Origin of the sequence: Thorsellia kenyensis (assembly GCF_042432445.1) — a bacterium.
Taxonomy (GTDB): domain Bacteria; phylum Pseudomonadota; class Gammaproteobacteria; order Enterobacterales; family Thorselliaceae; genus Thorsellia; species Thorsellia kenyensis.
This window is the reverse complement of sequence record NZ_JBHLXE010000108.1, coordinates 165,770-189,166: the sequence shown is the minus strand read 5'-3', so window position 1 is coordinate 189,166 and position 23,397 is coordinate 165,770. Positions and strand designations below refer to the sequence as shown.

Below are 23,397 nucleotides of genomic sequence, written 5' to 3'. Positions count from 1 at the left end.
ATTAATATTAAGGCGTATCTGTGATTGTGGGAAAATGCAGCTCAATTTGTTGAAAGGGGTGAACTCCTCTAGGCAATGGAATACCTTTTTTTCCTCTATCTGATTGATATTTTATTAAATCTTCTTGGCGCATAATAATCTTTCTTTTACCAATATGGAAAGTTATTTCCGTTCCTTGAGGAATAAGGTACAGGTGAGTCAGAAGATCCTCGCCATTTTGCGCAGTTTTTGAATTAATGCTAATAATTTGATTGCCCTTTCCTTTTGCAAGCTCTGGTAACTGAGTAACCGGAAAAAATAACATTCGACCTTGTTTAGTGATAGCTAACAGCTGCATTGTGTCGTCTGTTATCATCAAAGGTTTAAGCACATTTGCGTTGGGTGGAAGGCTAATTAAATGCTTTCCTGCTTTTGTTTTAGTGACAAAATCATTAAATTGACAAATAAAACCATATCCAGCATCCGAGGCCACAACAAATTTTTGTGATTCTGTTGCCATTAATATCTGTTCTATTTTGGCGCCAGGTGCTAAATTAATCTTGCCTGTAATCGGTTCACCTTGTCCTCTTGCGGAGGGTAAATTATTTGCATCTAATGCATAGCTTCGTCCAGTACTATCTAGTAAAACGACAGGCTGATTACTGCGACCCTTAGCAGAAGCCATAAAACTGTCACCAGATTTATAACTTAAACTTGATGCATCTATGTCGTGGCTCTTAGCACATCTTATCCATCCCATTTGGGATAAAATAACCGTTACCGATTCTACAGGAGTAATGTCAGTTTCACTCAGTGCTTTAGCTTCCTCTCTTTGTACGATAAATGATCTTCTGTCATCACCATATTTTTTGCTGTCAGCTTGTAATTCACTTTTTATGAGTAAGCTGAGTTCTCTTTCACTGCCTAAAATGCGAAGCAATTCATCTCTTTCTTTCTCTAATTCAGATTGCTCCGCTCTAATTTTAATTTCTTCGAGCTTCATTAAATGTCTCAAGCGAATTTCTAAAATTGCTTCAGCTTGCTTTTCACTTAATGAAAAACGGGACATCAGTACTTCTTTAGGCTCATCTTCTGTTCTAATAATTTGGATGACTTCATCAATATTTAAAAAAGCAATTAATAGCGCTTCTAAAATATGTAATCTCTGTGAGACCTTATCCAAACGATGGTTTAGGCGATTTCTTACTGTTTCGCGTCTGAAGACTAACCACTCATTTAAAATGGTTATTAATCCTTTTACAGCAGGGCGTTGATCGAGCCCTATCACATTCATATTAATTCGATAACTTTTTTCTAAATCTGTTGTAGCAAATAAATGACTCATCACGTTATCTAAATCAACACGATTAGATCTCGGGACAATGACTAACCTTGTAGGATTTTCATGATCAGATTCATCTCGAAGATCTTCCACTAGGGGGAGTTTTTTAGCATTCATCTGAGCTGCGATCTGCTCTAAAACTTTACTACCTGAAACTTGATGAGGCAAAGCAGTGATTACTGCACAACCATCTTCTTTTTGCCATTTAGCTCTAAGTCGAAGAGACCCTTTTCCAGACTCATACATTTTTAGAATATCTTCTTTTGCAGTAATAATCTCAGCATCAGTAGGATAGTCAGGAGCTTGTATGAAAGTCAGTATTTTTTCAAGGGACGCATCAGGATTGTCGAGAAGATGGATTGCAGCTAATGCGACTTCTTTCAGGTTATGAGGAGGAATATCAGTTGCCATACCTACCGCAATTCCTGTCGTCCCATTGAGTAAAAGATTAGGTAAGCGTGCAGGTAATGTTTTAGGTTCATCTAATGAACCATCAAAATTAGGTTGCCAATCAACAGTTCCTTGACCTAGTTCACTAAGTAATAAGTCAGCATATTTTGATAATCTAGATTCTGTATAACGCATGGCCGCAAAGGATTTAGGATCATCTGGAGCTCCCCAGTTACCTTGACCATCAACCAAAGTATAGCGGTAAGAAAAGGGTTGAGCCATTAAAACCATGGCTTCGTAACACGCACTATCACCATGAGGATGATATTTCCCTAACACATCACCAACTGTCCTCGCTGATTTTTTATATTTTGCGGTAGCATTTAAACCCAATTCCGACATTGCATAAATAATTCGTCTCTGTACGGGTTTGAGTCCATCACCTATAAATGGTAATGCTCTATCCATAATAACGTACATTGAATAATTCAAATATGCATTTTCAGTAAATATTGATAGAGGTAATTTTTCTATACCTTCATCCGTAATTGTTACTTGCTTAGACAATTCATCGTTCGAATTGTTATCGTCTTTTATTAAATCAGTCATTAGCCTTCCAAAATTAAAAATACGTCTATAATTTCTATAAATAATTCAAACTATATTACCATAAAATGTCAGCTTGATCGAAATTGATAGTAATTTTTAAAATGTTAAAAATAGTCATAAGATGGGGTAGACATATTGAACCACAATTATCAACCTGCATTTCGATCAGCTCATGACATTAGAGATCTTTTTAAAATAGGAATAATTAATTATATACTGAAGTTACTTCAAGTTGCAGGTGCTGATATTTTACCGATGCCTATTGAGTGGGTGTTTAGTAATGCCTAAATCTGCAGCTTAATTTCCATTAAGTATATCCTGTTTTTAAACGTAGAATGTGTCAATTAAATTAACATGATTTTTTCAATTGGGATGATTTAACGCTTCAAAATAATGAGCGATAAATTAAGACCCAATATTTAATATAACTATTTTTATACCCTATGCAGTTAAATAATTTATGGGCAGCATTTGCTTTTATAAGGTGCCGTTTTATGACAAATGTATTTTTATTTATCAGACAACAGATATCGGCAAATCAAAGCCCCTGTTGCCTTAAGTATCCACATTCAGTAATAAAGATTTATCCGATTGTCCAATGACAAATAACTTCAAAGTAAAATGAAAAATGCCATACAATAAAAAATTAAGAATAATAGAATTGGAAAATGAATAAAAACTCCTATCATTTACAAATACATCAACCAATAGAGATGGATTAATAACACTCATGCATTTCAGGAGTTAAATTTTGTCTATCACACTAAAAAAAATAATTTAAACTATAAATCAATTAGATAAAATAAATTCATTCGATTGTAAAACAGCTAAATTTCAAAAAATTTTAAAATTATACGTTTAAAATGTTTGTTGTAAATAAGACCAATATAAAGATTTTTTTTGATTTTTAAATCTAATTGTCGACTAAAATTAATTAGTCATTATAATAAGAGCTTAAAACAAAAATAGATACATCTAAAGAGCGGAAGAGATGGTTTGGATTAAGTAATTTAATCCCCAATTAATACGGAAAAGTAGAGAATGACGTTAACTTATCATAAAACACCTTTAAATTCGCATGGTAACGAAAATAAGCATCACTTGTTGAAAAAACAATTCTCATTAAACCGTATTACATTGATGCTAATAACATCCCTTTCCATTACTGTATTCTCCGGTTACAGCTTGGCTAATAACCCAAGAGTTGAGAATATTGATGATTTACTAAATTCATCCCAAAATAGCTGGCTTGATGAAATTCAAACTATTGAAATTCCTGCTCCACCTCCACCACCACCTGTAACACCTAAACCTGCACGCACTCAACAAACTAGACCTAAACAGCAAAGTGCTCAGCAAGAAATACAAGCTAAAAAACCTGTTTTAACGGCTGAGCCCTCCTCTGCTCAAAAGCCAACCGAACCGACAAAAGCAACTTCTTTGCAAAAACCTAAAGTCGACGAGACTATTAAAAAACCGATTGTCTCTGCTCAAACAGAAGAAGAAAAAGCGGCGGCTATTCTATCAGGTAAAATATCAACAGATGAATCCAATAAAAATCAAGGTTTAAGTGCAGAAGAAAAGGCATTATTAATAAAACAAAAAGCAGAATTAGAAGCATTGCGTAAAGAAGTCGCTAATTCCAATAAATTAACAAAAGAACAACAAACAAAAATTGATGCACTAACAGAATCTCTTAAAGCAAGTGAGACTAAAGTAGGAGCCTTAAATTCATCAATTGAAGAAGCAATTAACAAAGCTAAATCCTCTGAGACATTAAACATTGATAACAAGGCAAGCATAGCAAAATTACAAGATGAAATTAAAGCAGCTAACGAAGCATTAACAAAAGAACAACAAACAAATAGTCAATTAAAAGCTCAATTAGAGGCTGAATTAGCGAAAAAAACTCAACAATTGGATGAATTACAAAAAACAATTGATGCCTCTAAAAATAATTTGCAAAAGCAGACTGACTCTATCAGTGAATTTGAGACTAAAATCAAGCAACTCACGGACTCTTTAACTCTTGCGCAAGAAGAGAACAAAAAACTCAAAGCAGAGTTAGAAAAAATCACTGCAGAAAGTAAAAAATCTGAAGATGAAAAGCAAAAAACAATCAATGATCTGAATACAAAGCTTCAGACAGAACTCAAAATTGCTCAAGAGCTGTTAGCACAAAAAGAAAAAGATAACAGTGACCTCAATAATTCTTTAGTTTCTGCAACAAACCAGCTTAAAGCAGCGCAAGAACAAGATAAAGAGCAACTGAATACTATAAAACAACTCGAGGAAAAAGTAGCTAAAGCAGAAAAGTCCTTGTTAAACCAAAGTAATGAGAAAGACAAGGTCAATGAAAACTTAGCGAAATTACAAACTGCTCTTAAAGAAGCGCAAGATACACTTGCTAAAACTCAAGCTGATCAAAAAATTAAGATTGAGGAACTAGAAAAGGTTAATCAAGAAAGATCAGCGACTATAAAAGATCTGACCTTGCAATTATCAGACCTAGAATCTGCAAAATCTTCAACTGAAAAAAATGACAGTGAATTGAGTAAGCAGATTAAAACATTGACTGAACAATTAAACGATGCAAATAAAGCATTAAATAAACAAAAAACTGAACTACAAGATCTTTCTAGAAGTTTAGAAAAAAATAATGCAGAACATTCAGCAAAAATGACTCAATTTGAGCAAGAAATTCAAAAGAAAAATGAATCTATAGCGTCTCTGAACAGTGAACTGGAAAAATTAAAAGACGCTAAAACACTCAATGATAAAAAAATTCCTGAATTAAATAATCAAATTGAGGAATTAACTAAAGAACTCGCCTCTGCAAATAAAGCGCTGAAAAATAATGAAACAACCATAAAAGAATTAAGCAAAAAAAATGAAACACTTATTACTACCGAACAAAATAAAATAAATGAGCTAAATCGTAAACTTGAAAAAGAGCTTAATGATGCAAAAGCGCAACTTGTTCAACATGCTGATGAGAAGGCTGCACTAAACAAAGAGCTACAAGCGGCATTAACTAGAGCAAAGGATGCAGAATTATTAGCTTCGAAAAACCAAGAAACAATAAACAAACTTGAAAAACAGTTAGTTGAATTAAAAAAACTTCTCGAAACAAGTGATTCTAAAGTTGTTCAAGAACTTTCTAATACACAGTCATTGCTCAGTCAAAAAGAGTCTGAAAATGCTGATTTAAAAGAGAAGGTGAGTCGATTTGAAAAAGAAAATAGAATCAATAATGAGAAAACAAACGAAGAGATGCAATTATTACGTGATTTGATTGCTCGTAATGATGAAGAAGTTAAAAAACTGACTGAAGAAAGAGATGCAGCTCTTAAAGCTAATGAATCTCTCAGTATGGCAAATAATAAAAATGATTTAGAGCCGGAACTTGAGAAACAAACTGCTCGTATTAATTCCTTACTATCGGAATTAGATAAAATAAAGAGTGCTGCTAAAAAACAGTCTGAAGAATACGAAAAGAAACTCGCACAAAGGGCTGAGGAAAATAAAACTTTAGCTGTAGCAAATCTTCAACTTAAATCTTTAGAAGATAAACTAAAGGTTCTTGAAGAAAACAAAGCAAATAATGCTAATCAATTAGATAAAGTTAAGGCTGATTATGAGAAGCAACTTAAAGAGGCATTGGATGCAAAAAATAAATTGACTGTTGAATTAGCAAATATACAAAATGAATTAGATGAATCTACAAAAATTCAAAATAAAGCAGCTTCCGATTCCAAGGAATTCTCATCACAATTAAATGCGGCAAATGATAAAATACAGGCTCTAGAAGAACAAATCAAATCTCTCTCTCAAAATGCACCTAATGATAAGAGCAGATCGATTGCTACAAGCAGTAAGGCTACACCGGCAAATGAACTTGAAAAACAAGCTTACGCTACAGGTGTTTTACTTGCTAATGATTATAAAAGAGGCTTACAAAAACAAAAACAAGCTGGTAAGGATCTAAATACCGAATTTATTTTGGCAGGATTGACAGATACTTTAAATGCAAGCAATAAAATGACAACTTCTGAAGCATTAGTCATTGTTAATGAACTTAATCAAAATACAGGAATGGTAGAACGAAAATCGTTAGAAGGCGACGCGGCTTATATCGAAAGCTTTAAATCAATTCGTGGTACTTACCCTCTACCGAATGGTAACTATTTCAGAATTATGCGTCCAGGTAATGGTGTTAAAGCAACCGCTGAAAACACAGTTCTTCTTTCCATCAGAGAGTTACGAAGTGATGGTACTGTCATCATGGAGCAAGAAGCAAATGTCAAAGTGACTGAATTACCTAAAGTACTTCAAGATGCAGTGATGCGCATGAGTAAGGGTGAAAAATGGAGAATGGTAGGCCCTGCCAGCAGAAGGTATACTGCAAGTAATATGCCAGTAGGGTTATTTGAAAACTCTGCTATTGTTTATCATCTTGAGTTAAAAGACATAATCAAAGAAAATAAATAATAAATATTATTTATCCTATTTTAGTTGCTCCTATTTATAGCCTAAGTTCTATCTATACCGATAAAACTTAGGCTACCTCAAAATTTACTTTTCCCTAACTTTTTTATCTAAGCTATTTAATTAAAACATTTTTAATTGATCTAATCGATACATGAAGAAAACTTAATGTTTTTTTTATAGAGTTTATTGCTTCTTTGATGTATATTTTTAAACATTTGTTACCAAAAATTTCATCACCTTATTTTTAGTGCATAATAAAATGGAGCCCCAACATGTTTTTTAGAAAGAATGTAGAAAGACAAGCCTTAGAACAAAGTATTATCGCGGTAATCACGATAGATACCAAAAATAATGTCACATTTTTTAACAAAGCGGCTGAAAAATTATGGGGCTACCGTGCCAATGAAGTGATAGGTAAAAATGTTTCATTACTGGTACCATCTGAAATCCGTTCTAATCATGACAATTACGTCAATCATCATCGTAAAACAGGGGTGGATAAAATTGTAGGGAGTTCACGTGAGGTTCAACTTCAACGTAAAGATGGTAAACGTATTTGGGTTCAACTCTCATTATCGCAGATCAAAGTAGGGTTTGAAAAACATTATACCGCCTTTGTGCGCGAAGTCACTAATGAGCGTAGAGAAAAAGAAATTATGCAACAAACGCTTGAGCAAGCAATTGATGCAGTTGTCTGTATTGATACGAATAACTGCGTCACTCTTTTTAATAAAGCAGCAGAATCTCTATGGGGCTATTCACGTAGTGAAGTAATGGGTAAAAATGTAAAAATGCTCGTTCCTAGTGAAATACAACCTTCACATGATCAATTTGTAAACAATAATAGGACTACTGGTAAAGATAAAATTGTCGGCACAACAAGGGAAATAAAAATAGAGCGCAAAGATGGCAATATAGTATGGGGACAATTATCTTTATCAAAAGTCAGAATTGATGAAGGTATTTTATATACTGCGTTTGTTAAAGATGTCACAGAAGAGGTCATTCGTAGAGAAGAGCGTGAAATGCTCTCGTTAGTAGCTAATGAAACAAACAATGCGGTGATCATTACAGATGCTGCAGGTCTGATAGAATACGTTAACTCAGGCTTTGAAAAACTCACAGGACATAAATCAGCAGAAGTGAAAGGCAAAAAGCCCGGTGACTTCTTACAAGGATCTGAAACGGATCCGGACACTGTTGAACGCATACGACAATGTTTAGCTGCAAGAGAAAGTTTCTATGATGAAATACTCAATTATAATAAGGCGGGTGAGCCTTATTGGGTCTCTTTATCGATTACGCCTATATTTGAGAACAAGCAAGTAAGACGTTTCATTTCTGTGCAGGCAAATATTACTGAAGTTAAGCAGATGGCTCTCGACTTTACCAGAAAATTAGGTGCTATAAGTGAATCACTATTTATTGCGGAATTTGAAAAAGATTACAGCATCAAAAGTGTTAATCGGCTCTTAGAAACTCAAATGCAAAAGCATCAAATTACCATGGACAGTTTTTTGAAACAATTAAAAGGCTTTGTTCATAATGTTGAAAACCAATTACAGGCTGACGGAGCTGTTTCATTAAGAGAAGACTTCGTCGGGGTTAAAGATGTATTAAGCGTTGATGGAAGAATTTGTGCTTTAAGAAATTTTAAAGGGGAAATCACACAGTATGTCTATTTTGGTATCGATATCAGTGACAGAAAGGAAACCATCATTAAGACCCGTGAATCAATGGATAGTGTTGTGTCAGTCAGTAAACAAATCAGTCAAATGGTTGGTAACATCAAAAGAATTTCTGATCAAACAAATTTACTGGCGCTCAATGCTGCGATAGAAGCAGCAAGAGCAGGTGAGCTAGGTAGAGGGTTTGCTGTTGTTGCTGATGAAGTTCGAACGCTTGCAAATAACTCTAAGGGTGTGACACAAGAAATAGACCATCTAATCAATGAAACACTTAAAAAGATAGAGGAGCTCGCTGAGCTCTTCAATAAGATAGAAGGGTAATCTTTAACCTCATTTTTAGCCATTAAACGATTAAATATTGCACGACTAGAACAAAAATGTCTTACAAAAGAATAAGCCATTTTTTGTTCTAGTCGTTTTTCTTTCACTAAATAGTTTTTATATATTTCAACTTTCTCACTTGTGTCAGTCCAAACTCGGTACTAGCGATGGCTTAGAACTGAGAGAGTTCAAAAGTTTAAGATACGTTACGTTTAAAATTCAATGAGCCGACAAAACCATTTGAATAAAAATAATGCCTAAATAGCTGACAAAGACCCGCTTTAAAATAATAGGAGACACAGTATGAGCTAATTTAGCACCAATTGGAGCAAAAAGCATGCTGGTGATAGAGATACCAAAAAGTGCAGGTAAATAAATATAGCCAAGACTCATCGCTGGTAATCCTTCTACATTAATCCCATGCCAAATTGCATTGATAGCACCAGCTAAAGCAATCGGAAACCCTGCAGCAGCCGATGTACCAATCGCTTTTTTCATTTCAAATCCTAAATGATTCAAAAGAGGTACTGTCATCGCACCACCACCAACACCTACTAAAGCAGAAATACCCCCTATACCAAAACCGAAACCTGTCAGTACTTTGATAGATTCATTCGGAGGTTTATTCTCTTCAGCTTTTTTCTTCGCTCGCAATAAATTATAAATAGAAAACAAAACAAACACAGCAAAACAATATTTAAGCACTAAAGTAGAAAAAAGAGTAACAAAAAACCCAAATACAAATACTCCGCAGAGAACACCTGGTAAAAATTTGAACAACACTCGCCACAAGACCGCTTGTTTTTTGTTATGAGCATATACGGAACTCAGTGATGTAAAGCATATCGTAGCAAATGAAGTACCTAATGCCATTTTCATGATTTCTTCGTCAGGGACACCACTTATTTTTAGTGTGATCGTCAAAATTGGGACGACAACAAGACCGCCACCAAGACCCAATAAACCGGCCATTAAACCGGCAATAATTCCAAGAGGAAGGTAAATTAACATACTCTCAAGCATTCTATTCTCCTTTATCCTTCTTATTCACTTTCATAACCACACTTAAAAAACATATCTCATCATAGCCCAAAGAGTGAATATTTGTCTGTGTATCTACTCGTTTCTAACCACTACACGTTTAGGCCAAAGTCTTTGTTTCTCATCAAATAGTCCAACGCCTAAAAAAAGTCCGTTGCTTTCATCATACACTCTTTTTAAACCCAAATTAGGCAATTCACTAACAAATGTATTAGAACGATGATTTTTAAACTGATTTAGTTCCTCTCTACCAATAACAAAAAAGGGAATATCGATACCTTTGATAAAGGCATTTGCAGCTTCTTTCGGTAAATAAATCGCTTCATGATCTATAGCAGGAGTATCTAAAGGAAGCAATAGATTATCTATTCTTGAAAATCTGGAAATTTTCTCTGTAGGATGTAACGTATAGGTCATTTTAAATTGAATAGCGCTTTTAGCTAGAAAAGCTTCATCATGTAATGCGGTTATCATCGATGGACGTGCAGAAATGAACTCAGGTTGAGCTAATTCAAGCAAATCAAACCAATCAATCATTTTATCTGCAGGATACTGGCCAACTGCTGTTCGATGGAGTTTGGTGACATGAGCTCCGCATCCTAATTTTTCCCCCAAATCATCAATTATTGTTCTGATATAGGTGCCTTTAGAGCAGTGAATATCTAATGTTATCGTATCAGCGTCGACAGCCAATAATTCAATAGAATAAACTTCAATAGGTCTTGGAGGAATGGGAACATCTATACCCTGCCTTGCATATTCATACAGAGGCTTACCTTGATATTTTAGCGCAGAATAAATCGAAGGGATTTGCTCTGTTTTGCCAAGAAAACTCATTAATGCATGGTTCAATTCGTCTATCGAGTGGACAATTGGGCGAATTGAAATAATTTGACCTTCTGCATCAGAGGTGTCCGTTCTTTGTCCTAATTTTGCGCTTACTATGTATCTCTTGTCGGCATCTAAAAGATATTGAGAAAACTTTGTTGCTTCTCCAAAGCAAATAGGCAACATACCACTTGCCAAAGGATCAAGGGCGCCAGTATGACCGGCCCGTTTAACATCGAACAAACGCTTAACCTTTTGAAGTAAGTCATTAGATGACATCCCAAGAGGTTTATTTAATAAAATGACCGCATCTAAATCGCGACCACGCTTACTAGGCCTAGCCATATTCAATATCACCTATTTAATTAGGTTATTTAAGTTTACTTAACAACCGTTCTTAGTCGTCAGAATTATCTTCTTGTTTTAACTTATCTTTTCTTATCACATCAGATACTAAATTTGACATCCTCATCCCTTCAGTTAAAGATTTATCATATTCAAAGGTTAAATGAGGAACAATTCTTAATCGCATTTGTTTACCTAACAGCGTACGAATAAACCCGCTTGCTTCATTCAAAATGGCTAAGTTTAATTTAATGGTTTCGGGGTTTTCTTCTTCATCATTCAACAATAAAAATGAAACAAATACCTTAGCATATGCGAGATCTCTTGATACGTCGACGGCTGATACTGTGACCATTCCTAGACGGGGATCTTTGATCTCTCTTTGCAAGATGAAGGCGATTTCTTTTTGAATTTCTTGTCCAACACGCTCGTGTCGACCAAATGTTTTAGGCATACGTTATCTCCTTAACTCTTTTAATCACTTCACAATTCAATATAGTCAAACCATAGTGTCGCTATTTTACAATAAATAAACACTACAGGGTATGAGAAGGTACCTAAAATCAAGATAGGGGTTTACAGTAGTACCTGCAAACCCCTATCTTATTATAAAATTTAATTAGGATTTATATCGAGCGTTTGATCTCTATGGTTTCAAATACTTCAATCACATCTCCTACTTTCACGTCATTATAGTTTTTAACCCCAATACCACACTCCATGCCATTACGTACTTCGCTTACGTCATCTTTGAAACGTCTCAAAGATTCAAGTTCGCCTTCATAGATAACAATGTTGTCTCTGAGTACACGTATTGGATTATTACGTTTAACAATTCCCTCAGTGACCATACAACCAGCAATAGCACCTAGTTTTGGAGATTTAAACACATCCCTTACTTCCGCAAGCCCAATAATTTCTTGTTTAAATTCAGGGGCTAACATACCACTCATTGCTTGTTTTACTTCATCTAACAAGGTATAAATGACAGAATAGTAACGTAAATCAACATCTTCAGATTCAATAATTTTTCTGGCTGATGCATCAGCACGGACATTAAATCCTAGAACAATTGCATTAGATGCAGCAGCTAAGCTAGCATCGGTTTCAGTAATACCGCCTACACCTGAACCGATAATTTTAACTTTAACTTCATCAGTTGATAGCTGAACTAAAGAATCAATGATTGCTTCACAAGAACCTTGAACGTCTGCTTTAATAACAATATTTAACTCAGACACGCTATCTTCACCAATATTGGCAAACATATTTTCTAGTTTGGCTTTTTGTTGGCGAGCAAGTTTTACTTCACGGAACTTACCTTGACGATATAGTGCCACTTCACGTGCTTTTTTCTCATCACGGACGACTGTCGCTTCATCACCTGCTGAAGGTACAGCAGATAAACCGAGTACCTCAACTGGAATAGATGGGCCTGCTTCTTGAATCTCTTGACCTAATTCATTACGCATCGCTCGCACACGTCCATATTCAAATCCACAGAGAACAATATCACCTTTACGCAAAGTACCTTCTTGGACAAGAATAGTAGCAACAGGGCCTCGGCCTTTATCTAAATAAGACTCAATGACTACACCACTTGCCATACCATCTTTAACCGCTGTAAGCTCTAATACTTCAGATTGCAGGATAATTGCTTCTAATAGCTCATCAATACCTGTACCAGCTTTTGCAGATACATGCACAAATTGTGTATCGCCGCCCCACTCTTCAGAAATTACACCATGCTGAGAAAGTTCATTTTTAACACGATCAGGATCAGCTGTAGGTTTATCTATTTTATTGACAGCAACAACAATAGGTACATTACCAGCCTTAGCATGCTGAATCGCTTCAACTGTTTGAGGCATAACTCCATCATCAGCCGCAACAACAAGAATAACAATATCTGTTGCTTTAGCACCCCTAGCACGCATTGCTGTAAATGCCGCATGTCCTGGAGTGTCTAAGAAAGTTATCATGCCATTAGGCAGTTCAACGTGATATGCACCAATGTGCTGAGTTATACCACCTGCTTCCGCAGATGCAACTTTAGCTTCGCGAATGTAGTCTAGTAAAGAAGTTTTACCATGATCAACATGTCCCATTATCGTGACTACTGGCGCTCTTGGTTCTAATTTAGATTCAGAGCCATCACGATCACTCATGATAGCCTCTTCTAATTCATTTTCACGACGAAGAATAACTTTATGCCCCATTTCTTCGGCTACTAACTGTGCAGTTTCTTGATCTATAACCTGATTAATGGTTGCCATAGCTCCCATCTTCATCATCGTTTTTATCACTTCAGCGCCTTTTACTGCCATTTTATTCGCTAATTCTGCGACAGTAATTGTTTCGCCTATGATAACATCACGGGTAATAACTTGCGCTGGTTTATTAAAGCTCTGCTGCAGTGAACTTGCTCCCCGTTTACTTTTCTTGCCACCACGTGAGAGTTTACGATCATCTTCACGTTCTGATTTCGAATCACCATGACGCAGTGATTTTTTAGCCTTCGCAGCACGACTTCGCTTATCTTTTTCAACTTCTGCATCGTTATCATCTTCAGCTTCACGAGCATAAACAGACGTAGTTGTATGGTAATCACCTTCATCAATAACTTCGGTAGGCTGATTAGCCCATTTAGCTTCATTTTCTTGAGCTAAACGTTTGGCTTCTTCAGCAATTCTTTTTGCTTCTGCTTCGACCTTACGTTGCATTTCTTCTTCAGCTTTGCGTTTAATGGCAGCGCTTTCAGCCTCAAGTCTTGCTTTTTCCTCTTGCTGCGCTTTAAGAACAGGATCAATTTCCTCACGGATTTCTTTTTTATTGGCTTGTAAACCATTATCTTTTGCTTGTTTCTTCAGCTTTTCTTCTTCCGCTTTAGCAGCAAGTTCAGCAGCTTTAGCTGCACGTTCTTGTTCTTTTTTGGCTTCAGATGCAAGACGTTCTTCTTCTTGCTTAGCTTCTAATTCAAGACGTTCCTGTTCTTTCTTTTGAGCAAGTTCCAATTTCGCCTGCTCTTCAGCTGCTATTTCTTCTGGTGTTTTGACTGTGCGTTTTTTACGGACCTCAATTTGCACTTCTTTACTTTTACCACCACTACCAGCAACACTCAGCGTAGAACGTGTTTTGCGTTGTAACGTCATTTTGCCGGAAGCTGTATTTTTACTATTCAGATGGTTCAATAGTGCTTCTTTTTCTCTTTGAGAAACTGTATCATCGATAGTTTTAGTGATTCCAGCTTCACTAAATTGCTGAACTAAACGTTCTACAGGCAAATTAATCTCAGATGCTAGCTGTTTTACGGTTGTTTCTGTCATACTTCTTCCTCCCCGCTTTATTTATGATTTGATTCAGCTTCATCTGCGAACCAACAAATTTGTCTCGCCGCCATGATCAATTTACCTGCATGCTCACTGGTCATTCCTTCAATGTCCATCAACTCATCGATACCTTGTTCTGCTAAATCTTCTAATGTACAAACGCCCATATCAGCTAATTGATATGCAAGCGATTCTGTCATTTCTGCTAAACCTAATAAATCTTCTGCAGGTTTATTTTTTGCGCCTTGTCTTGCTAAAGCAAGTGTTGTAATTGCCGCAAGAGCTCTACTTCTTAGCATGGCAACTAGTTCTTCGTCTAAATCTTCTATTTCAAGTAGTTCTTCTTCAGGTACATAGGCTAATTCTTCTAAAGTAGAAAAACCTTCTTCAACGAGTAACATCGCAAAATCCTCATCAATATCTAAATGTTCCATAAACACTTCAATAGATTTTTTACTTTCTTGATGATGTTTTTCTTGTAACTCTTCTACCGTCATGACATTGAGTTTCCATTGTGTTAACTGAGTTGCAAGACGAATATTTTGACCATTTCTACCAATAGCTTGGGCTAGGGTATCCGCTTGAACTGCAATATCCATGACATGATTGTCTTCGTCTACGATAATAGAAGCAACATCAGCTGGTGCCATCGCATTAATAACAAACTGCGCCGGATTATCATCCCAAAGCACTATATCCACTCTTTCACCACCTAGTTCGCTAGATACCGCTTGAACTCTAGCACCACGTATACCTACACAAGCCCCAACTGGATCAATTCGTCTGTCATTTGTTTTTACAGCAATTTTCGCACGCATGCCAGGATCACGAGCCGCTGATTTAATTTCGATTAACTCTTCTGCAATTTCTGGAACTTCAATTTTGAATAGTTCAACAAGCATTTCAGGTAAACTGCGGCTAATACAAAGTTGTGGACCTCGAGATTCAGGCTTAACTGCATAGAGGATCCCCCTGACTCTATCCCCAATCCTAAAGTTTTCACGGGGTAACATATCTTCTCTAGCAATAATACCCTCTGCATTATTACCTAAATCAACAATGATACTTTCTCTGTTAACTTTTTTAACAATACCTGAAATAATTTGATTTAATTGACCACGAAATTGATCAGCAATTTGTTCTCTTTCAGCTTCTCTTACTTTTTGCATAATCACTTGCTTAACTGTTTGCATAGTGATTCTATCAAATATAATTTCTTCAATTTCATCTTCAACAAATTCATTCAATTGAATCAATTCGTTATCGTACTTCGCTGCATCAAATGTAATTTCCTTAAAAGGGTTTGATACGGATTCAACAACTAACCAACGTCTAAAGGCCTGATAATCCCCAGTTTTACGATCGATGGAAACACGTGCATCAATATCTTGGCCATGTTGTTTTTTAGCTGCTGTTGCAAGTGCTGCTTCAACTGCAGCAAAAATCTTTTCTCTTGCTAAGCCTTTTTCATTAGAAACAGATTCGACTACCGCTAATATCTCTTTATTATTCATTTTACTGGCCTCATTTTTAAACGAAGGGTAATTACGTTGATAATTTCATATCATTAAAACTGATAGATAATATTGCCTTTTTGTATGTTACTCAGTGCAATAGTGAGAATTTGCCCATCAACTTTTAAGTTGATCATTTCACCGTCCACTGAATCAATCACACCTTTGAAATTTCTTCTGTTCGAAACTGCCATTCTTAATGACACTTGTACCTGTTCACCGATATATTGTTCATAATGAGAAGGAGTAAAAAGTAATCTATCTAGACCTGGAGACGAAACTTCTAAATAATAAGCGGATTGGATAGGATCTTCGACATCAAGCACGGCACTGATTTGATAACTAGCATCAGAGCAGTCGTCAATCGTTACACCACCTTCTTTATCTAGATAAACTCTTAGTACGGCATTTCGTGCACGTACATATTCCACGCCATAAAGCTCAAAACCCAGCGCCTCAACAGTCGGTGTTAATAATTCAATAATTTTTTGTTCTATGGTTGACACGTATTCACCTTTAAATTTATAAATCATCCTAGGCGCTTTACCATTTACTGAATCAAACAATATCCGAGCCTGTGATGTTACTTAGCACTTTAGTGCACAGAAGATAATTTTATAATCTCCTTAAAACAAAAAAGGGCCCTAGGCCCAATTTTTTAAACGGAGTGACCAATAAAAAACCCCGATAATTTCGGGGCTTTTTATTGGTCAAAAGACCTATGTAAAGATTGGTTGCGGGGGCAGGATTTGAACCTACGACCTTCGGGTTATGAGCCCGACGAGCTACCAAGCTGCTCCACCCCGCGTCCGATAACTTTTATATAATACCCTCATTTAATTATAAATGCAACTCTTATCGAATAATAAATAAGGGGTGAAAAGTTATTTTTCGTAAATAATTTCTACGCCTTCATCATCGTCTTCATCCCAATCATCATCGTCCCAATCATCTTCTTCGTGCAAAGCTTGCTCCTGATGATAATTATCCCAGATGAAAAGTGGAGCTTCTTCCTTTTCTTCAATCTCATCCTCTTTAGGGTGAGCAACTAAATAATCCATCACTTCCCAAATAAGAGGCTTAATGCCTATAGAAAGCCCAGCAGAAATCAGATGAAATTTATTAATAGCAAGCGGTGTTTCTGCACTTAACGATTCATCTTTTGCAGCCAATTCATTGATTTTAGATAAAACTTCCAGCGCTTTTTCTTTTGCTAACTCATCACTTTCAAATAAATCGATTTTATTGAACACCAACCACTGTGGCTTATTAGCGAGTTTCTCACTATACTGTTTGAGTTCTTGATTAATAGTATGATAGTTCTCAGCAGGACAAGTGCCATCGATGGGGTTTAAATCGATTAAATGAATAAGAATACGGCATCTTTCCAGATGTTTTAAAAAACGAATTCCTAGCCCAGCACCATCTGATGCTCCTTCAATCAACCCTGGAATATCTGCAATGACGAAACTTTTTTCAACATCCAATCTCACCACACCCAGACTAGGAATTAAAGTTGTAAATGGATAATCAGCAACTTTAGGTTTTGCTGCTGATACACTACCTATCAATGTAGACTTACCAGCATTAGGTAAACCTAACATACCAACATCAGCCAATAACATTAATTCGAGCAATACTTCACGTTCTTCTCCCTTAGTCCCCATTGTTTTTTGTCTAGGAGCACGATTTACGGAAGATTTAAAACGCGTATTGCCTAGTCCATGGAATCCGCCTTTAGCAATTAAAACTCTTTGCTGATGTTTAGTGAGATCCGCAATCACTTCACCTGTTGCTTTGTCAGTAATACGCGTTCCTACAGGCAATTTGATTTCAATATCTTTACCCCGTTTCCCTGTACAATTTCTGCTTTGGCCATTTTGACCTCGTTCAGCTCGGTATGATTTTACAAATCGGTAATCAATCAGAGTATTTAGATTTTCATCTGCTACAGCAAAGACATGTCCTCCATCCCCACCATCGCCCCCATCAGGACCACCATCGGGGATATACTTTTCCCGTCTAAAACTAGCACATCCATTGCCGCCATCACCGGCTGCAACAACAATTGTTGCTTCATCTACAAATTTCATAATAACTCCTTTACACCATAAATTTAGATATATTTTTAGATTTCATACACCTAAACAATAGCTGCATGAGCCTTAAAATAAAAACCCCGCTTTAAAAAAGCGGGGTTTTTATTTCACAATTCAATAATTGCTGTATCACATTTGCTATACTAAAATATATAATCAATTAGTATGCGTTGTAATTACTCAGCAACAATACTGATAAATTTGCGATTAGAAGGGCCTTTAACTTCAAAAAGCACTTTACCTGAAGTAAGTGCAAATAAAGTATGGTCACGTCCACAACCTACATTTTCACCAGCGTGGAATTTAGTTCCACGTTGACGAACAAGGATGTTACCCGCTAAAACTGATTGACCGCCATAACGTTTAACACCTAAACGTTTGCTTTCTGAATCACGTCCATTACGTGTGGAACCGCCCGCTTTTTTATGAGCCATGGTTTATTATCCTCTTTGATTAAGCGCCAATATTTGTGATTTTAACTTCTGTAAACCACTGACGATGACCTTGTTGCTTACGTGAATGCTTACGACGGCGGAATTTAACGATTTTAATTTTATCGTGACGACCGTGACTTATCACTTCAGCTTTAACTTTACCACCTTGTACTAAAGGGGCACCAATTTTAACGTCTGAACCGTTTACGATCATAAGAACATTGTCAAATTCAACAGCTTCACCTGTTGCAGCTTCAATTTTCTCAAGACGTACGATTTGACCTTCTTCTACTCGGTGTTGTTTACCACCACTTTGGAAAACCGCGTACATAATCTCTCCGCTATATAATTTTTTGGTGGGAAATTTAATAATCATTAAAGTTCGGATTAGGCTGAGCTTACTCGATGATATTTAATATGACTATTAACCCACATGCTTAACTAGTAAAAATAGACGATGAATTTTACGCAATTATGTAGCTTTTAGCAATAGGTATATTTGAAAGATCGCTAAAAAAGTTACTTTTTTCCAACTTTATTTTTTGGTTGTTTATTTAAAATGGTGGGTTAAAGGATAAATTTAAATATTGAAGGGATAAAAAAGATTATGAGAATACGTTGGCGCTTTACTTAGTAGTAAACTAAGCAAGCGCGCCAACCTATGTTAATAAGCAAGAACGACTATAAAACACCTTGGCCTAACATTGCATTTGCTACTTTCACAAACCCTGCAATATTTGCACCTTTGACATAGTTAGTTTGATTATTGTCCCCACCGTACATGACACAGGCCTCATGAATATCTAGCATAATTCTGTGTAGCCTTTGATCGACTTCCTCAGTTTTCCAAGAAAGACGCTGTGCATTCTGAGCCATTTCAAGGCCTGATGTAGCAACACCACCTGCATTAGCTGCTTTACCTGGAGCAAATAAAACACCCGCTTCTATAAATGCATCTGTTGCATCAATTGTTACGGGCATATTCGCCCCTTCCCCGACAGCTTTCACGCCATTTTTTATCAACACTTTAGCATCTTCAAGTGTGAGTTCATTTTGAGTTGCACAAGGTAAAGCCACATCACATGGAATATACCAAGGTGTTTTTCCTGCTTGATAATTAAGACCTCTTTCATTCGCATAATCAGCAACACGTCCATAACGTGAATTTTTCACCTCTGATAAATGGGCTAACTTTTCTCTATCAAAGCCTTTCTCATCATAAACAGTACCGCTTGAATCAGATGCCGAAACTACTTTAGCACCTAATTCCATTGCTTTTTCTATAGTAAATTGAGCAACATTACCCGAGCCGGAGACTACAACAGTTTTACCTTCTAAGCTTTGCTTGTGCTGTTTTAACATTGCATCAATAAAATAGATCAAACCATAACCTGTTGCTTCAGGGCGAATTAAACTGCCTCCAAATTCAAGCCCTTTCCCGGTAAAAACGCAACTATTATTATTTGTTAATTTACGCATCATACCCGCCATAAAGCCTACTTCACGTCCACCTACACCAATATCTCCCGCAGGAACATCCGTATCAGGCCCAATGTGACGAAAAAGCTCTTGCATCAATGCTTGACAAAAACGCATGATTTCACCATGGCTTTTACCTTTAGGATCAAAATCAGAACCTCCTTTACCCCCCCCCATGGGTAAAGTAGTAAGTGCATTTTTAAACGTTTGCTCAAATCCCAAAAATTTAAGGATAGATAAATTTACAGAAGGATGAAAACGCATCCCACCTTTATAGGGGCCTATTGCTGAATTGTATTGAACTCTGAAGGCTCTGTTGACATTCACTTGTCCTTTATCATCAATCCAGGTCACTCTAAATTGCACGACTCTTTCAGGCTCAATTAATCTTTCCAACAAACTGAACTCTCTGTATTTAGGATTATTATCTAAAAAAGGCCATAAAGAACTAAAGACTTCTCTTACCGCTTGCAAAAATTCTGGTTGGTTTCCATTACGTTGTTCTACATATTCTAAAAAACTTGCTAAAGATTTATTTGACATACCAACCTCGATATTAATTTACTGAGTTAAAGAATTAATTATGAAATTTTTCATAATTCCTGTTATTTATCTGCGCATTCTGAAATTATTTTTAGTGGATTTGGAGAATTAGCCTCCCCCCTCTAAAAGCCTTTTTATGCACGACTTGATGAATATAAAGTGAATAAGGGCAGATTGACAAGTTTTTTTTTAATAAATCGACTTATTTTTACAAAGAAAAATTTTAAGCTTATGATAATTAATATTTTTTTAAAAACCCTAAAAAATGATTTTTGGTAGAGTTAGCTCTAATAAGGGTTATATTACGCATAATAACTCATTTATAATGCATAAATATCTGAAAGTTCAAAGTAACAATAAATAGGAGAATTTTTATCTAACTTTATAAATTAACAAAAGCAATCTAATAAAAATTAAAACCAATAGGGCTTATAGGTAAAAAGAGTTCCGATAAAAGTAATTTAGAGTCGTTAATTTGAAGAATAGATCTTCTAGCCCATAAATGTATACTTTTATGGCTTGCTTGGTAGGGATGTATCGTTGATTCATTACGAAAAAGTTTCTGAAATAAGTCCTTTGAAAGTTCATTAATCTTAATACTGATTTCTGCTATTTCAAATTGAGTTCGCTGCAGTGTGGGGTGAGAAAAAAGATATCTACCAAGAGGAACCGTACCTAAATCGACTAATTTGTGGTAATCATCCAAAAGAGCCTTTTTAGGAACTAAAGTTCTTGCGATAAGCCAAGGCATATCATTACCATATAAAGTAATATCACGTTGCCAGAAAATGGAAGCTTCGGCTTCTAAAAAATGCTGAACATCAGATTTAACTGTTATAAAATGCTCTACGTGTGGCACAATTTTCACACTTGCAGTTGCCTGCTCAAAACGTTTCGTCAAAGAGCCCATTTCTAGCAGCCAAGATTTTACTTTTTCAAATTCTTCACGACCTGCAAATTGATCAATTGAAAAATATTCAGCAGCAGCTAATCTCTCTTGAAAAAACGCATTATCTATATCAGTCATCATTTTAATGTAAGAGTTTTTACTCCATCAGATGTACCTATAAGAGCAACATCAGCGCCACGTTGCGAGAACAGGCCAACGGTCACCACTCCAGCAATTGAATTAATCTCTTTTTCAAGTGCAATTGGATCAATAATGGATAAGTTATGAACATCCAGTATAACATTACCATTATCCGTTTTAATTCCTTGACGATAAATGGGGGTACCGCCCAAAGTAACTAGTCTTCTTGCTACGTAAGCCCTTGCCATTGGAATCACCTCCACAGGTAAAGGGAATTTGCCAAGAACATCAACGACTTTTGACTGATCAGCTATACAAACAAATTTTTTGGCAATTGCAGCGACAATTTTTTCACGAGTCAGCGCAGCTCCACCGCCTTTAATCATTTTAAGAGCTGGATTAATTTCATCAGCGCCATCGACATATACATCAATAGAATCTACTTCATTACAATCAAATACTTTTATACCTAGTCTCTCCAATTTCTCTGTTGAGGCAATAGAACTAGATACTGTACCTAAAATATCTTCTTTCATTGTATTTAAGGCGTCTATAAAATAAGAAGCAGTACTTCCTGTGCCGACACCTACCATCATACCTGGCTTGATATATTCAAGTGCGGCGTAACCAACAGCTTTTTTTAATTCATCTTGTGACATGCTTAGCCCCCCTATTAGATCTTCATAAAATTGAGAAATATCGAATGAGATACTACTTTATTTGGAATAGTTTTTATACATCAAAGAATAATCAATTGCAGCCCCGCCACAATAGGATTAATTTAATAGAGCAATGATGCAAATTGAGTTTATTTTAGCATAAGATCCTTTTTGTTTCACTTAAAAAAGAGCCAAGTAAGTAAAAGAATTACCGCTTTATAATTTAGCCGTTTTGCTATTTTTATATTTTTATTCTAATATACTTATATGCTAAATTTATCTCGATTTGATCCTCAATTATTATATCTATTTTACATACTGTACAAAGAGCGTAACGCATCACGTGCGGCCGAAATATTAATGATTAGCCAACCTGGTCTCGCCCATAAATTAAATAAAATGAGATTAGAATGGCAAGACCCTCTATTTATAAAAGTACCTAGAGGTCTATCTCCAACCCCTAAAGCACATGAACTAGCTCCGAAAGTAAGTGATTTAGTCCAAAAGCTATCGGAATTTTATCAAACCCTTTCGAATGAATCTTTTTTGAATCGACAAGAAAAAATATTCATATTTACCACTGACTATATGGAGCAAAAGCTATTACCTCTTTTACTACCTATCGTAGCAAAAGAAGCGCCAAATTTGACAATTATCACCCAGAATACTCAAGGTAAATTGCCAAAAAAATTATTAGAGCAGGGGGCAGCTGATATTGCCATTGCCGGTTTTTATCAGGATTTACCAGATAGCTATCGACAACAAAAAGTACTTGAAGAATCATTTGTTGTGGTGGCATCAAAAAACAACCAATTGATTGAACGTGAATTAACTTTAGAGAAATATGTGGCATGCCAACATATTGTAACAACTCTTAACGGCGATTTATTCACTTCTATTGATGCGAAACTTTCAGAATTGTCTTTAAAACGTCAAATAATTGCAGGGATTTCGAGCTTTTTCTCATCAGCGCAATTGATAAAAAACTCAGATTTAATCGTCACATGCCTGCGTTCAATAGCAGAACAATTTGTAGCAAATGATGATAGTTTAATTATCTATGAATTACCCTTAGTGATGCCCAAAATTAAAATTATGCAAATATGGCATGAAAGAACGCAGGAAGACCCTTTAAGGGAATGGCTGCGTAAAACAATAAAATCATGCTTAGAAGTCAAGTGATTTAGGAATAAAACTTTACTTTGTGGTGTATCAGTTACTTAAAACACAACACTAAGCAACACCCCCAGCGAATAAACTTTAGCTGGGGAATACA

At 35.9% G+C, this 23,397-nt stretch carries 16 protein-coding genes, 1 tRNA gene and 1 pseudogene; 4 read left to right on the top strand and 14 right to left on the bottom strand.

The features are described from left to right. Nucleotides 1-7 precede the first annotated feature (7 nt). Nucleotides 8-2,320: a DNA topoisomerase IV subunit A gene (gene parC, locus ACFFIT_RS12075; protein ID WP_385877981.1), complete on the bottom strand. Its 2,313-nt coding sequence runs from the start codon at nt 2,318-2,320 to the stop codon at nt 8-10. 1,041 nt (nt 2,321-3,361) lie between these two features. Between parC and ACFFIT_RS12070 the strand changes: the two genes are divergently transcribed. The 3 genes and pseudogenes from ACFFIT_RS12070 to ACFFIT_RS12060 all read left to right on the top strand — a co-directional run bounded on the left by ACFFIT_RS12070 (nt 3,362) and on the right by ACFFIT_RS12060 (nt 8,820). Next, the gene (locus ACFFIT_RS12070; protein WP_385877979.1) at nt 3,362-6,811 is read left to right on the top strand and encodes a hypothetical protein; all 3,450 of its coding nucleotides are present in this window, start codon (nt 3,362-3,364) and stop codon (nt 6,809-6,811) included. A gap of 272 nt (nt 6,812-7,083) precedes the next feature. Then, nucleotides 7,084-8,175: pseudogene (locus tag ACFFIT_RS12065) on the top strand (PAS domain S-box protein); the annotation flags it as partial. A gap of 9 nt (nt 8,176-8,184) precedes the next feature. Next, the gene (locus ACFFIT_RS12060) at nt 8,185-8,820 is read left to right on the top strand and encodes a methyl-accepting chemotaxis protein (RefSeq protein ID WP_385878161.1); all 636 of its coding nucleotides are present in this window, start codon (nt 8,185-8,187) and stop codon (nt 8,818-8,820) included. 219 nt (nt 8,821-9,039) lie between these two features. Here the strand turns inward: ACFFIT_RS12060 and ACFFIT_RS12055 are convergent, their stop codons facing one another. The 13 genes from ACFFIT_RS12055 to rpiA all read right to left on the bottom strand — a co-directional run bounded on the left by ACFFIT_RS12055 (nt 9,040) and on the right by rpiA (nt 22,121). Then, nucleotides 9,040-9,843: a sulfite exporter TauE/SafE family protein gene (locus tag ACFFIT_RS12055; protein ID WP_385877977.1), complete on the bottom strand. Its 804-nt coding sequence runs from the start codon at nt 9,841-9,843 to the stop codon at nt 9,040-9,042. A gap of 93 nt (nt 9,844-9,936) precedes the next feature. After that, the gene (gene truB / locus ACFFIT_RS12050) at nt 9,937-11,034 is read right to left on the bottom strand and encodes a tRNA pseudouridine(55) synthase TruB (RefSeq protein WP_385877975.1); all 1,098 of its coding nucleotides are present in this window, start codon (nt 11,032-11,034) and stop codon (nt 9,937-9,939) included. Nucleotides 11,035-11,086: 52 nt separating this feature from the next. Then, entirely contained in the window at nt 11,087-11,488 is a 402-nt protein-coding gene (gene rbfA / locus ACFFIT_RS12045) for a 30S ribosome-binding factor RbfA (RefSeq protein ID WP_385877973.1), read from the bottom strand. A gap of 172 nt (nt 11,489-11,660) precedes the next feature. Beyond that, nucleotides 11,661-14,360: a translation initiation factor IF-2 gene (gene infB, locus ACFFIT_RS12040; protein ID WP_385877971.1), complete on the bottom strand. Its 2,700-nt coding sequence runs from the start codon at nt 14,358-14,360 to the stop codon at nt 11,661-11,663. 17 nt (nt 14,361-14,377) lie between these two features. After that, nucleotides 14,378-15,877, bottom strand: coding sequence for a transcription termination factor NusA (gene nusA / locus ACFFIT_RS12035; protein ID WP_385877969.1), 1,500 nt, complete (start codon nt 15,875-15,877; stop codon nt 14,378-14,380). Between the two features lie 53 nt (nt 15,878-15,930). Continuing rightward, on the bottom strand, nt 15,931-16,383 hold the full coding sequence (rimP, locus tag ACFFIT_RS12030; RefSeq protein ID WP_385878160.1) for a ribosome maturation factor RimP: 453 nt from the start codon (nt 16,381-16,383) through the stop codon (nt 15,931-15,933). Nucleotides 16,384-16,608: 225 nt separating this feature from the next. Next, nucleotides 16,609-16,685, bottom strand: a tRNA-Met gene (locus ACFFIT_RS12025). Nucleotides 16,686-16,761: 76 nt separating this feature from the next. After that, nucleotides 16,762-17,970: an Obg family GTPase CgtA gene (cgtA, locus tag ACFFIT_RS12020; RefSeq protein ID WP_385877967.1), complete on the bottom strand. Its 1,209-nt coding sequence runs from the start codon at nt 17,968-17,970 to the stop codon at nt 16,762-16,764. 182 nt (nt 17,971-18,152) lie between these two features. Next, on the bottom strand, nt 18,153-18,410 hold the full coding sequence (gene rpmA, locus ACFFIT_RS12015) for a 50S ribosomal protein L27 (protein ID WP_385877964.1): 258 nt from the start codon (nt 18,408-18,410) through the stop codon (nt 18,153-18,155). A 19-nt stretch (nt 18,411-18,429) separates the two neighbouring features. After that, the gene (gene rplU, locus ACFFIT_RS12010; RefSeq protein ID WP_385877962.1) at nt 18,430-18,741 is read right to left on the bottom strand and encodes a 50S ribosomal protein L21; all 312 of its coding nucleotides are present in this window, start codon (nt 18,739-18,741) and stop codon (nt 18,430-18,432) included. Between the two features lie 350 nt (nt 18,742-19,091). Beyond that, on the bottom strand, nt 19,092-20,432 hold the full coding sequence (gene gdhA / locus ACFFIT_RS12005; RefSeq protein ID WP_385877959.1) for an NADP-specific glutamate dehydrogenase: 1,341 nt from the start codon (nt 20,430-20,432) through the stop codon (nt 19,092-19,094). Nucleotides 20,433-20,835: 403 nt separating this feature from the next. Then, nucleotides 20,836-21,459: a chorismate lyase gene (locus tag ACFFIT_RS12000; protein WP_385877957.1), complete on the bottom strand. Its 624-nt coding sequence runs from the start codon at nt 21,457-21,459 to the stop codon at nt 20,836-20,838. Then, nucleotides 21,459-22,121: a ribose-5-phosphate isomerase RpiA gene (gene rpiA, locus ACFFIT_RS11995; RefSeq protein ID WP_385877955.1), complete on the bottom strand. Its 663-nt coding sequence runs from the start codon at nt 22,119-22,121 to the stop codon at nt 21,459-21,461. Before rpiA ends, ACFFIT_RS12000 begins: the two co-directional genes overlap by 1 nt. Nucleotides 22,122-22,388: 267 nt before the next feature. Between rpiA and ACFFIT_RS11990 the strand changes: the two genes are divergently transcribed. Beyond that, entirely contained in the window at nt 22,389-23,303 is a 915-nt protein-coding gene (locus tag ACFFIT_RS11990; RefSeq protein WP_385877953.1) for a LysR family transcriptional regulator, read from the top strand. The last annotated feature ends 94 nt before the right edge of the window (nt 23,304-23,397 follow it).

What these genes read in the sequence shown, in the direction of transcription:
- parC (WP_385877981.1), bottom strand. Translation starts at nt 2,320, where the DNA reads ATGACTGATTTAATAAAAGACGATAACAATTCGAACGATGAATTGTCT.
- ACFFIT_RS12070 (WP_385877979.1), top strand. Translation starts at nt 3,362, where the DNA reads ATGACGTTAACTTATCATAAAACACCTTTAAATTCGCATGGTAACGAA.
- ACFFIT_RS12060 (WP_385878161.1), top strand. Translation starts at nt 8,185, where the DNA reads ATGGCTCTCGACTTTACCAGAAAATTAGGTGCTATAAGTGAATCACTA.
- ACFFIT_RS12055 (WP_385877977.1), bottom strand. Translation starts at nt 9,843, where the DNA reads ATGCTTGAGAGTATGTTAATTTACCTTCCTCTTGGAATTATTGCCGGT.
- truB (WP_385877975.1), bottom strand. Translation starts at nt 11,034, where the DNA reads ATGGCTAGGCCTAGTAAGCGTGGTCGCGATTTAGATGCGGTCATTTTA.
- rbfA (WP_385877973.1), bottom strand. Translation starts at nt 11,488, where the DNA reads ATGCCTAAAACATTTGGTCGACACGAGCGTGTTGGACAAGAAATTCAA.
- infB (WP_385877971.1), bottom strand. Translation starts at nt 14,360, where the DNA reads ATGACAGAAACAACCGTAAAACAGCTAGCATCTGAGATTAATTTGCCT.
- nusA (WP_385877969.1), bottom strand. Translation starts at nt 15,877, where the DNA reads ATGAATAATAAAGAGATATTAGCGGTAGTCGAATCTGTTTCTAATGAA.
- cgtA (WP_385877967.1), bottom strand. Translation starts at nt 17,970, where the DNA reads ATGAAATTTGTAGATGAAGCAACAATTGTTGTTGCAGCCGGTGATGGC.
- rpmA (WP_385877964.1), bottom strand. Translation starts at nt 18,410, where the DNA reads ATGGCTCATAAAAAAGCGGGCGGTTCCACACGTAATGGACGTGATTCA.
- rplU (WP_385877962.1), bottom strand. Translation starts at nt 18,741, where the DNA reads ATGTACGCGGTTTTCCAAAGTGGTGGTAAACAACACCGAGTAGAAGAA.
- gdhA (WP_385877959.1), bottom strand. Translation starts at nt 20,432, where the DNA reads ATGTCAAATAAATCTTTAGCAAGTTTTTTAGAATATGTAGAACAACGT.
- ACFFIT_RS12000 (WP_385877957.1), bottom strand. Translation starts at nt 21,459, where the DNA reads ATGACTGATATAGATAATGCGTTTTTTCAAGAGAGATTAGCTGCTGCT.
- rpiA (WP_385877955.1), bottom strand. Translation starts at nt 22,121, where the DNA reads ATGTCACAAGATGAATTAAAAAAAGCTGTTGGTTACGCCGCACTTGAA.
- ACFFIT_RS11990 (WP_385877953.1), top strand. Translation starts at nt 22,389, where the DNA reads ATGCTAAATTTATCTCGATTTGATCCTCAATTATTATATCTATTTTAC.